Annotated in this window: 9 protein-coding genes; 1 reads left to right on the forward strand and 8 read right to left on the reverse strand. The window is 50.8% G+C overall.

What is annotated here, in order from left to right:
• Positions 1-101: 101 nt before the first annotated feature.
• The 8 genes from ACLUXO_RS01405 to ACLUXO_RS01440 form a co-directional block, all read right to left on the reverse strand.
• The gene (locus ACLUXO_RS01405; protein WP_412136021.1) at positions 102-2,168 is read right to left on the reverse strand and encodes a BglG family transcription antiterminator; all 2,067 of its coding nucleotides are present in this window, start codon (positions 2,166-2,168) and stop codon (positions 102-104) included.
• 137 nt (positions 2,169-2,305) lie between these two features.
• Positions 2,306-4,117 carry a glutamine--fructose-6-phosphate transaminase (isomerizing) gene (gene glmS / locus ACLUXO_RS01410; RefSeq protein WP_412136022.1) on the reverse strand — a complete coding sequence of 604 codons (1,812 nt, stop codon included), beginning with the start codon at positions 4,115-4,117 and terminating at the stop codon, positions 2,306-2,308.
• A 209-nt stretch (positions 4,118-4,326) separates the two neighbouring features.
• The gene (locus ACLUXO_RS01415) at positions 4,327-4,812 is read right to left on the reverse strand and encodes an Lrp/AsnC family transcriptional regulator (RefSeq protein ID WP_300617121.1); all 486 of its coding nucleotides are present in this window, start codon (positions 4,810-4,812) and stop codon (positions 4,327-4,329) included.
• A 125-nt stretch (positions 4,813-4,937) separates the two neighbouring features.
• Positions 4,938-5,294: a DUF1304 domain-containing protein gene (locus ACLUXO_RS01420; RefSeq protein WP_003617088.1), complete on the reverse strand. Its 357-nt coding sequence runs from the start codon at positions 5,292-5,294 to the stop codon at positions 4,938-4,940.
• Positions 5,295-5,383: 89 nt separating this feature from the next.
• Positions 5,384-5,950, reverse strand: coding sequence for a DapH/DapD/GlmU-related protein (locus ACLUXO_RS01425; RefSeq protein WP_412136023.1), 567 nt, complete (start codon positions 5,948-5,950; stop codon positions 5,384-5,386).
• 75 nt (positions 5,951-6,025) lie between these two features.
• A complete protein-coding gene (locus ACLUXO_RS01430) occupies positions 6,026-8,182 on the reverse strand; it encodes a sensor domain-containing diguanylate cyclase (RefSeq protein WP_412136024.1) in 2,157 nt (718 codons plus the stop codon).
• Positions 8,183-8,476: 294 nt separating this feature from the next.
• Positions 8,477-8,983 carry an NAD(+) diphosphatase gene (locus tag ACLUXO_RS01435; protein WP_412136025.1) on the reverse strand — a complete coding sequence of 169 codons (507 nt, stop codon included), beginning with the start codon at positions 8,981-8,983 and terminating at the stop codon, positions 8,477-8,479.
• A 43-nt stretch (positions 8,984-9,026) separates the two neighbouring features.
• Positions 9,027-9,698, reverse strand: coding sequence for a DNA alkylation repair protein (locus tag ACLUXO_RS01440; protein ID WP_412136026.1), 672 nt, complete (start codon positions 9,696-9,698; stop codon positions 9,027-9,029).
• Positions 9,699-9,844: 146 nt separating this feature from the next.
• Between ACLUXO_RS01440 and brnQ the strand changes: the two genes are divergently transcribed.
• The coding region (brnQ, locus tag ACLUXO_RS01445) for a branched-chain amino acid transport system II carrier protein (protein ID WP_412136027.1) at positions 9,845-10,961 on the forward strand (1,117 nt) is incomplete at its 3' end.

Raw genomic sequence — 10,961 nt, forward strand, 5'->3', positions numbered from 1 at the left:
TTACATTTTTATCTTAGCTTCAATTGTTTCCGCTTTCAATTCAAAGAAAATAGAAGTCTGGCACCGGTTTCAGTGTCAGACTTCTATTTGTGATATTTGCATTAAGATTGGCCACGGGCCTGGTTTAGCCTTTGGGTTACCTGGCCCAGATACTGCTGGGCAATGCCAGCCGCGATTTCCTGGCAGTTGCCGGACTCAAACAGCTGCAAAGTCTGGTCACTCATGACCAAAAAGCTACTGATCATCCCCAAAACATTAGCACTGGCTTCGGGCAAATCTTCCGGCGCTAAAAGCAAGAGCTGCCTTTTAACCATAATTTTGCTTTGGTCCATTGCTGTCATGGCAATTGGCTCAGCCAGGTCATAAATGGCAAAAAAGCATTTGCTGACGGCCCTTGTCCGCGTATGCAAGAGGGCCAAGTGACTGCCTGGCAAACCTAAGGGAGCCAGGTCCAGCCGCTTTTTCAGCCGCTGGGCGACTTCCAGCCGGTCTTTAACGTACTCATCCGGCACGGCCGTGACAATCGCCGACAAGACAGCATCCATATCCATTCCCTGGCTACCTATCGGCTGCAGGGTCATCTGTTGCAGAAGCTGCTGGCAAAAGGCGCTTTCTCCTGCCAGCTGGGTCAAGACAGCTGCTGGATTTTTGAAGCGGCGGGGCTGCTGAACGGTGTTTTTTTCCGGGTATTTGGCCACATAACTGGCCACCTCACTCTTGACCCGGTCCAGTTCCCCGCCTAAAAGCAAGGGACTGACCAAGTGGTATTCCCGGGGGAAACCTGGCAAATCCAGAGTCGAAAAGATGATGTCATAGTCTTCCAGTTTCAGCTGGGCCAAGCCCGAAGCCCGGGCTGTCTTAACCTGCTTTATCTCGGGGACCTCTTTTTGCAAGCGGGCCGCCAGAATGGCAGAAGTTCCCAGCCCATTGTCGCAGATTACCAAAGCTGACAAGTTGCGGCGGGGCTGCCGGCTGCCATATTCATTGGCAAAATATAGCAGCAAGAGCTGCAACTCAGCTACATTCAATTCCTCTGAAAAATCCAGCTTCCAGGCAGCCGTGATTGCCTCATAAAGCTGGGGGAAGTGCATGGTCAGCTGACTCAAGGTTTCAATCCGCACGTTTGGCAAGCGCTTGACGCTGTGCTGGAGCAAACCGGAAATGTGCTTTTGCAGGCGGCGGGAAAAGGCTGGATTCTTGCTGAAATCAAAATGAACCTGGTCAGAGACGTCTTGAATAAACTGCCCCACCCGGAGATTGACGAGGACTTCCTGGTCATCACTGGCAAAAGGTACCCGTTGGTCCTCGTGCATCTGCATTTGATTAGCGAGAAAGATCACTTCATTTTGCGTCAAGGTAACTTCTGGCACGTCTAGCTTGGCAAAAATCTGGTAGACATAGCCTTGGTATTTTAAAGAATCCGGTTTAGCAGCCATGCTTTCCACACTTTTGCCTTGCCGCTGGCGGTCCAGGCTAATGGCAAAGAGCAGGATCAGTTCGATCAGCTGATAATCTGTCTCAAAATGGAAAGCTGACAGCAGATCTTTGGCCGCTTGCCAGCACTTAAGCAGATCTTTTTTCGGGAGCAGGTCAATGAAAAAGTTTCCCGACTTGGCTTGATCTTCTTTATTAAGGTAAGAGAAAAAGACATAGTCATTGCTTTCACTGAGCAGGATTCTATTCAGAATCCGCCGCCGCTGGCTTTCCTTGCTGCTGACCTGGACCCCCAGGCCCTGGGTCCGCTTGAGTTCGATCTGGTATTTACCCAAGGACTCATCTACCGCGTTCAAATCCGCTTGAACAGTAGCTTCGCTGACCCCTAGTTCACTAGCCAAGGCAATAATTTTTTCTGGTTCATCTTTTAATAGAAGCAGGGCTGCCAGGGCATTGCCCCGGTCTTCAGCCTTCATCTCTCCCTGTCCCTGGCTTTCTTGCACTTCGCCGCGCAGGTCGGCAATCGACTCATCCGGTCCAGTTAGCTGCAGATAGCCCTTCTTGTTGGTCAAGGTTAGGCCAGACTTGGCCAGTTCCGGGCGCAGTAAGCCAAATTCCCGGTAGAGGGTCCGCCGGCTGGTCGCCAGCCTTTTTTCCACTTCCGCTAAACTGATTCCATCTTCATTTTCCAGCAGGATCTGCAGAATTCTCTTCTGCCGGTCGGTCACAATCATTGCTCAGTCTCCTTCGTCAAGAAATCGCTATCATTGTACCAGAAGAATACATTTTTTGCCAAAAGTCAAAGCAAGCTTCAGATACAGAAACAGGCAGATGCCGCCGCACCTGCCTGTCTTCAATATTCTGCAAAAAGTTATTCAACCGTAACGCTCTTAGCCAGGTTACGTGGCTTGTCAACGTCCAGGCCCTTGTTCTTGGAAGCGTAGTAAGCCAAGAGCTGAGTCGGCACTACTGACAGCAAAGCTGACAGGTAGTAGTCGATTTCCGGCAAGACGACATTGTCACCATCCTTGGCAAATTGCTTGCCAACGATGGTAATTACGTTAGCCCCGCGGGAAGCTACTTCCTGAATGTTGCCCCGGGTGAGGTCAGCCGTTACCGGGTCGTTGATCAAGGCAATTACAGGCGTGCCGTCTTCGATCAGGGAAATGGTCCCGTGCTTCAGTTCAGCAGCGGCGAAACCTTCAGTTTGGATGTAGGAAACTTCCTTCAGCTTCAAGGCACCTTCCAAGGAAACGGCGTGGTCGATCCCCCGGCCGATGTAGAAGGCGTTTCTGGATGGTACCAGGTACTTCTTGGCCAGTTCTTCGATCTTTTCCTTACCATCAACGATTTCCTGGATGCCTTCAGCGGCCAGGCTCAAACCTTGCTTCAAGTTCCAGTCCTTGGCAGCCTGGTCGCCCAGCTTTTCACCAACGGCCTTGGCCAAAATTGCCTGCAGGGCAACTTGGGCAGTGTAAGCCTTGGTTGAAGCAACGGCGATTTCCGGACCAGCGTTCAAAAGCATGGTGTAAGTTGCTTCTCTTGACAAGGTTGACCCTTCAACGTTGGTCATGGTCAAGCTTGGGATCCCCCGCTTGTTGGCTTCAGTCAAGACCACGCGGGAGTCGGCAGTTTCACCGGACTGGGTCAAGAAGATGAAGAATGGGTGCTTAGACATCATCGGGAAGTGGTAGCCGGCTTCAGAAGCATAGCCAACTTCAGTTGGGATCCCGGTAAACTTCTCAAAAATTTCCTTACCGACCAGGCCAGCGTGGTAGGAAGTACCAGCCGCGAAGATGTAGATCCGGTCAGCCTGGCTGACAGCGTCAACAATCTTTTCGTCAACAACTGGCTTGCCTGCTTCGTCTAAGTAGTCAGTTGACAGGCGGCGCATAACTGCTGGCTGTTCGTCGATTTCCTTGAGCATGTAGAATTCGTAAGTGCCCTTGGAAGCAGCGTTCGGGTCGATGTCCAAAACGTGGGCTTCTCTTTCCACCTTGTTGCCGTCGTAGTCCTGGATTTCGATTGAGTCCTTGGTTACGTCAGCACAGTCGCCATCGTTCAAGGCGATGAAGGTCTTGGTTTGGTCCAAAACAGAAATCGCGTCTGAAGCGATAATATTGAAGCCGTCGCCCAAGCCCAGCATCATCGGGCTCTTGTTCTTGGCAATGTAAATGTGGTCTGGCTTGGTGTTGTCCACCAACAAGAAGGCGTATGAACCCTTAACCAGCTTCAAAGCCTGCTTGAAGGCTGAAAAAGCATCCAAGTTTTCTTCCTTGGCCAGCTTGGCTACCAATTGCACGATAACTTCAGTATCAGTTTCAGACTTGAAGTGAACGCCTGCCAAGTACTTTTCCTTCAATTCCAGGTAGTTTTCGATGACCCCGTTGTGGACCAAGTAGAAGCGGCCGTCTTCTGAGTAGTGTGGGTGGGCGTTTTCCACCGTTGGGTGGCCGTGGGTTGCCCAGCGGGTGTGGCCGATCCCGGTCGTCCCTTCTTCTTCTGGCGTCAGCTTTTCTTCCAGGTTGGCAATCCGGCCAACCGCCTTGGTCAAGTATTCATGCCCTTGTAAATCATTGAGGTAGATACCAGCTGAGTCGTAGCCGCGGTATTCCAAGTTCTTCAAACCGTTTAAAACAACTTCTCTAGCTGGCTTGCCAACTACACCGACAATTCCGCACATATGTCTTCTCCTTTGGTCTAGTTCAATTTAAGCTATTGGACTAATTTGTATTTTTGCGCTTGCAATAGGAATCATAGCCGTTTTTTTAGCCCGGGTCAAGTCTTTGCTCGCAAATTGGTATAATTGTAAGCGGTAAAGTGGCAAGCTTAACTATTTCTTTGCAAAAAGGTCTAAAAAAAGCCCCCGTCTTGGCAGACGGAGGCTTAAAATCAGTCTTCTTTCTTGTCTTCTTCGTCATCACTCTCGGTCTTGACCGGGATTGGCCGGTGCTCGATCGGGGTGGAAAAGGCGATTTCGGTCTTGGTCCGGCCGAATTTCTGCAGCTCGTTGACTAAGTGGTCCAGTTCTTCTGGCCGCTGGTAGGCAGCCTGAATCAGCATGGAGTAGTCCCCCGTCACGCAGTCGCACTGGATAACATTCGGAATCTTCTCGATGAAGGGGTAAAACTCGCTCTTGTCTTCCGGCTTGACTTCCAAATTGATGAAGGCCTTAACCACGTAGCCCATGGACGAGTAGTCAATGTCAGCATAGTAGTGCTTGATGAGGTTGTTGGCTTCCATCCGTCTGATGCGGTTGGCTACGGCCGGAGAAGACATGAAGTTGGCTTCCGCGATATCCTTAACGGAAATGCGGGCATTCTCTTCCAACATTTGTAAAATGCGTCGATCGGTTTTGTCGATTTTGTATTCAACCATTTCTTTCTCCCACCTATTCAACAGCTGCGCTGGCTATTTTGGTCCTTTTATTAAAAATATTATATTCCTACAAGAACTCAGCGCAAGTTTTTTCTGAAAAAAGAGTTATATCTTGCATCCCGCCCTTAAGCAAAGAAGCTGACGATCAAGGTCAAGATAGGCAAGCCCCCCTGCATCAAGAGGATCTTCGGCTGGCTGGTCACGGCCCCGTAGGCCGCTACCAGGATCATGTAGGCCAAGACCAGCTGCAGGACGATCTTACCCAGGGCAAAGGCCGCGATCAAGGTCAAAACAGCCAGCAGGCCGTTGTAGATACCCTGGTTCTTAAACAGCGTATTGACTGACGGCCGGCTTAATTCTTCCTGGTCCATTTGGAAAACTTCTGCCGTCTTCTTGGAAGTCGTTGCAAAAGTTTCCAAATACATGATATAGAAGAACTCAACTGCCACCAGGCAGGCTAAAACTTGTAAAGCTATTTTCATTGTTAACTCCTCACCTTTTCACTTCAGTGCAAGCTGATAGTGATATTTTACTTAAAACATAATGATAAAGTCAAACCATAAGTTGACACTTATCCGCAATCATTGGCCAGATCAGCAATTTTCCTGGCCGGGATGCCGGCGAAGACCCCGTTGGCGGGCAGATCCTGGGTCACCACGGCCCCGGCTTCCACGACCACGTTGTCGCCGATTTTGACCCCGGCTAAAACCGTGACCCCCGCCCCCAGGCAGACGTCATTGCCGATTTCAACCCCCTTGGCCTGGGCCAGGCGCTGGCGGCGCTGCCTGGTTGACCGGGGGTGGGCGATTGTCGTCAGCAGGCAATTGGGCCCCATGGTCACGTAGTCGCCGATATGGACCTCACCGGCGTCTTCGATGGTCAAGCCCCCAGCGGCCAGAAAGTGGTGGCCAATATAGATATTCGGCCCGTTCAGGCAGCTGAAGCTGGTCCCAAAGCTGGCCTGGTCCCCTAAAGCACCCAGGTGCATCTTCAAGCGCAGGAGCTGGGCTGGCCGGTCCAGGTTATTGCCCTGCCTGAACTCGTCGTTCCAGATGATTCCCGCTTCCTGGTAATGCTCCACCTCCGCTGCCGTCAACTGGTAAAAGCCACCAGAGCGCATTTTGTCTAGTTCATTCATCGTCTTTTCCCTCGATTTTTTCAAACTAGTTAAATTATAAGCGAAAAGCGTTTGAAAGAAAAAGGCCTTAAAAAATCAAACCATATTCGTGCTGGTCACATATGCCCGCTGGCCTGGCATCTCTGCCACCAGCTGCAGGCGCAGGCGGCCGGCATAGTCTTTGATCCGGAAACTCTTTTCAATGATTTCACCATCGGTCTGGCTGACCAGCTGCTTTAAAAGGGCACAAAACTCTTCCTTGATGGCTGCCGCGTAATCTTCACCCTTGAGAAGGAGGGACTCAGTCCAGCTTTTAAAAGCCTTGTTGGCATAGATAATGTCAAAGTCCCCGCCCTTATCTAAAAAGACCATGACCGGAACGTTTTCCACCAGCTCCTGGTAATTGCTCCCGCTGAAGGGATAGAGGGCATTCAAGACATTGACCTGGCCGATCTTCTGGTAAAAGGCATGCTCAGCCGGGCTTTCAAATTCCAGCCCCCGCTCCTTCCGCTTGGCGGCAATCTTGTCTTTTGGCAAAGGCTGGGAGAAGTAGAAGCCCTGGGCCAAAACGCAGCCGATGGAGTGGAGGAAGTCATACTCATCCTTAGTCTCGACCCCTTCAGACAGGGTTTCAATCCCCAGCCGCTTGGCCATGTCGATCACGTCCATCAAGATGGTCGGGGTCTTCTCATTGGCGTGGCGGAGAAAGGCCATGTCAATCTTGAGCAGGTCAAAGTCGAAGTTCTGCAGGCTGTTCAAGGATGAGAAGCCGCTGCCGAAGTCATCCAGCCAGACCTGGTAGCCGTCCTCATGGAAGCGGCTGATATGCTCCTTGATGACGGCTTCAGTATTGCTGAGCAAGGCTGACTCGGTGATTTCTATCCGGATCTGGGAGCTTTTTACCCCATGCCTGGCTAAAATCGTGTTGACTCTTTCATGCAGGTCGGGCAGCTCCAGGTCATAGCGGGACAAGTTAACCGAAATCATTGGATAGGTCTCGCCTTTTTGCATCGCTTCTTCCAGGTCCTGGCAGACCAGGTCCAGGATATAGAGGTCCAGCTTGTGGATCAAATGTCCCCGCTCCAGAACCTCGATGAATTCTCCCGGGTTCAAAAAGCCGTAATTAGGGTCAATCCAGCGAGCCAGGGCTTCATAAGTGCTGATCTTGGAACTGAAGGTGTCCACGATCGGCTGGTAGTAGACCTTGATCCAGCCCTTAGCCACTGCCTCGTCGATATGGCCCAGCAGGTAGTTGGCCAAAGTCAGGTCAGCCTCCATCTTTTGCTCATAGCGGCAGTAGTAGTTCTGGTAGTTGCCCACGGCATTGTTGGCCGCGATTCTGGCCCGGTCCATGGCAAAGGAGACCTGCTGGTCGCTGGCGGACAAGGGGTAGATCCCGGCCCTAATTGAGACCCCGAAGGCTTCATCCCCAATAATGGCATCGTGAACGTTCCGAATGGCCTGGTCCACCTTGCTATCAGGAATCAAGGCATAAAAGTGGTCAGCAACCGGCCGGACCAGCCAGGGGCTGCCTACCTCTTGGACAATCACCTGGGCCAGGCGCTTTAACAGCTCATCACCGGCCTTTAAGCCGTGTTCTTTATTAAAAAACTTAAAATTGCTGATGTCGAAGTGGACCAGGTCCAGCTTCAAGCCAGGATTAGTCTTAATTTCCGCCAACTCATAAGCAACATGGTGGCGGAAGGCGGTCACGCTGCACAAATTGGTCACGCTGTCAGCTGAAGCTCCCTTTTCCACGTAAAAGGACTTTTGCAAAAGCCCTGACATATGGCTGGAAGCAATCTGCATGACCGGGAGGACCAGATTCATGTCTTTTGGTTCATCCACCCCAACAAAGCCGACCAGGTCGTTTTCAAAGTAAAACGGGCACAAGACCAGACTGCTGATCTCCTGGCGGGAAAATACCTCATATAACATCGGATCAGCCGCTTTGAAAGCTGCCATATCGCTGATATAGTAACCGGAATTTTCCCTAAAGGCCCGGGCAAAAGGCGAGCCAAGATCAGCCCGCGGCATGTCCTGCAGGGTTGCCCGTTCAGAAGCAACTCCCGGCGCGCACCATTCATAGGTGTTGTCATAGAGCTGCTTTTCATTCAACTGGAAAATATAGGCCCGGTCAGCTCCCAGCTTTTCACCAATTTCACTGAGGAAAATCATAATCGCGTCACTAGGGTCTCCATCCTGCATGGCCCGGTCCATGCACTGGTTCATCAATTCTACATAGCCCAGCATTTTCTGAGCTTCCAGGGGAGAAAGACCGCTGAAATCAAAATTCCTTTTAAAAGCGCCGTATTTTTCCAAGCTTTACCTCACCAAGCAAAACACAAATTTCCTAGCCAAAATACCGTTAACATAAGAAAACACCCGCGGCTGGGCCGGGAGTGTCTTCCTTTTAAAGCAAAAAATACTATAAAGCATTCGATTAATAAAATCAAGTTATTAGCACAAAATAATAAAACGCTTATCACTTTTATTAGGTAAGTCTTGTTAAATAAAGGATATATCGCTAAGATGATAAGTTTTCAATTATCTATGCAATTTGCATTTATTGAGGTATTCCAACAAAAAAGTCCGGGCTAAGGAATTTGGCCGGATCTGCCGGCGGGCCTCGTCTATGCTTAACCAGTTCCAGGCGTCGATTTCCTCATTTGGACTAACAATTTCAGCCTGGTCAACGGTCACCGTGTAGTTGAGCATCAAGGTATTTGAGGGGGCAAAATACTGGCTGCGGTTGAAGTGGAGGCTTCTGGCCGTCAAATGCAGTTCCTCCATTAGTTCTCTGCGGCAGCTGTCTTCGGCGTTCTCCCCTTTGTTAACGTAGCCAGCCACCAGGATATAGGAGTCCTTCCCGTACTGCTTGATCAAGAGGACCTGGTCGCCTCCTTCATTCATGACGATCATGCTGACAGCGACGGAAAAAACTGGAAAGCAGAAGTCGCCGCATTGCTCGCAATAAGGGATCAAGCCGTCCAGAGGCAATTCCTTTTTAGTCAATTTTTGCCCGCATTGGGGGCAGTAGTTCAGTTCAAACATTTTTTGTCACTCTTATCTGCTTACTTATCATTACCTGCGGCAACTAGATATACTTGCTGCCCTCCCGCCGGCTCAAAGCACTAAGCTGGCGGGAAGCCATGTAGTCCCTGACCCAGGCCGGGTTGGTCTTGGAGTAGTCCCTTAGGGCCCAGCCGATGGCCTTGTTGATAAAAAATTCCTGGCTGCCTAAGTTGCGGTCGATGATCTTGCCTAAGAGGTCCGGGTCAGTTGCTTCTTTTAAGCCCAACTGGAATTCAATCGCCGTCCGCCTAACCCAGAAGTCGGGATCTTGCGCCCAGTCTAGCATAAGGGCTGCCATCTTTTCCTTGTTTTCCTCATCTCTGATAAAAATCTGCCCGGCCAGTTTGACCAGGCTGTCGACGCTGTCCCACCAGGACTTGGTCTCCGCCAGCTGCTTGATTTTTGGTAAGTCCTTAAAAGTCAGCTGCTTTTGGACTTTCTTCAAGTAGTCCAGGGCAAAGTACTGCATTTCCCGGTAGTCATCTTCAAAGCAGAGGTCAACCAGGTCCCAGGCGATTTCTTCCTTAGTCACGCCCTTTAAAAAGGGCTTGGATAATTCCCGCCGCGTTGGCGTCTTGAGCCCATAGAAGGGAAAAAGATTTCGCATGTATTTGCCCATGGCCTGGGCATTTTCTTTGTTAGCCGCGGCCGCATAAGCCTTTTTAACCGCCTGGTACTTTTCAAAAGGAGTCATTATTCCACCATGTTTTAATCTTTCTGTCAGTCTGTATGGTAAAATATAAGCTATTGTGTGCTTTAGCACAATAGTTTTCAAATTTATATTTCCTAGTTGTTACTTTCTATTTATTGTTATTTTAACTTGTTTTATGGAGGATCAACATGAAAGAAAAGTTGACGCATGCTGAGTCGCTGACGATTTCCAGCATGCTCTTCGGCCTCTTCTTCGGGGCCGGGAACCTGATTTTTCCTGCCTACCTGGGGGAAGCCAGCGGAGCCAACCTCTGGATCTCCCTCTTGGGCTTCTTGATCACTGGGGTGGGCCTGCCCCTTTTGGCCATCGCCTCATTAGGGATGACCAGGTCAGAAGGGCTATTAGACCTCAGTGGCCGGGTCAGCCACAAGTACAGCTACTTCTTTACCTGCCTTTTGTACTTGACCATCGGGCCCTTCTTCGCCATTCCCCGCTGCTTCACGGTTCCTTTTGAAACCGGGATCTCAGCTCTTTTGCCCAGCGGGATGGCCAAAAGCACTGGCCTCTTTATTTTCTCACTGATCTTCTTCGCGATCATGCTTTTCTTCTCTTTAAGACCAGGGCGGATCATGGACTGGATCGGCAAGTTTCTGACTCCGGCCTTCTTGCTCTTTTTCTTCTTTATCATGATCACGGCGCTGCTGCATCCCTTGGGCAACTATCATGCAGTCAAGCCGGTTGGCGAATATGCCAGCGCCCCACTTATCAGCGGAGTCTTGGCCGGCTACAACACCATGGATGCTTTGGCGGGCCTGGCTTTTGGCATTATCGTCATTTCCAGCATCCGGACCTTTGGGGTAACCAAGCCGGAAAAAGTTGCTTCCGCGACTTTGAAGACCGGGGTCCTCACCTGCCTTTTGATGGCGGTGATCTACGCCATTACTGCCCTGGTCGGGGCCCAGAGCCGGACTGCCTTGGGCTTGGCCGCTAACGGCGGGGAGGCCCTGTCCCAAATTGCCCGCCACTACTTCCCAGGTCTGGGGGCGGTAATTTTTGCCTTGATGATCTTCGTGGCCTGCCTTAAGACGGCGATCGGCCTTATCACGGCCTGCAGCGAGACCTTCGTGGAAATGTTCCCGAAGACCCTGTCTTACAACAAGTGGGCCATCATCTTCAGCCTCCTGGCCTTTGGCATTGCCAACATCGGCCTGACCACCATCATTTCCTTCTCCCTGCCAGTCTTGATGTTGCTTTACCCGCTGGCCATTTCCTTGATCCTGCTGGCATTGACCAGCAAGGTTTTCG

The sequence above is a fragment of the Lactobacillus delbrueckii subsp. bulgaricus genome (assembly GCF_046938665.1).
Lineage (GTDB): Bacteria > Bacillota > Bacilli > Lactobacillales > Lactobacillaceae > Lactobacillus > Lactobacillus delbrueckii_C.

What these genes read in the sequence shown, in the direction of transcription:
- ACLUXO_RS01435 (WP_412136025.1), bottom strand. Translation starts at nt 8,983, where the DNA reads ATGTTTGAACTGAACTACTGCCCCCAATGCGGGCAAAAATTGACTAAA.
- glmS (WP_412136022.1), bottom strand. Translation starts at nt 4,117, where the DNA reads ATGTGCGGAATTGTCGGTGTAGTTGGCAAGCCAGCTAGAGAAGTTGTT.
- ACLUXO_RS01405 (WP_412136021.1), bottom strand. Translation starts at nt 2,168, where the DNA reads ATGATTGTGACCGACCGGCAGAAGAGAATTCTGCAGATCCTGCTGGAA.
- ACLUXO_RS01440 (WP_412136026.1), bottom strand. Translation starts at nt 9,698, where the DNA reads ATGACTCCTTTTGAAAAGTACCAGGCGGTTAAAAAGGCTTATGCGGCC.
- ACLUXO_RS01420 (WP_003617088.1), bottom strand. Translation starts at nt 5,294, where the DNA reads ATGAAAATAGCTTTACAAGTTTTAGCCTGCCTGGTGGCAGTTGAGTTC.
- ACLUXO_RS01425 (WP_412136023.1), bottom strand. Translation starts at nt 5,950, where the DNA reads ATGAATGAACTAGACAAAATGCGCTCTGGTGGCTTTTACCAGTTGACG.
- ACLUXO_RS01415 (WP_300617121.1), bottom strand. Translation starts at nt 4,812, where the DNA reads ATGGTTGAATACAAAATCGACAAAACCGATCGACGCATTTTACAAATG.
- ACLUXO_RS01430 (WP_412136024.1), bottom strand. Translation starts at nt 8,182, where the DNA reads ATGCTGGGCTATGTAGAATTGATGAACCAGTGCATGGACCGGGCCATG.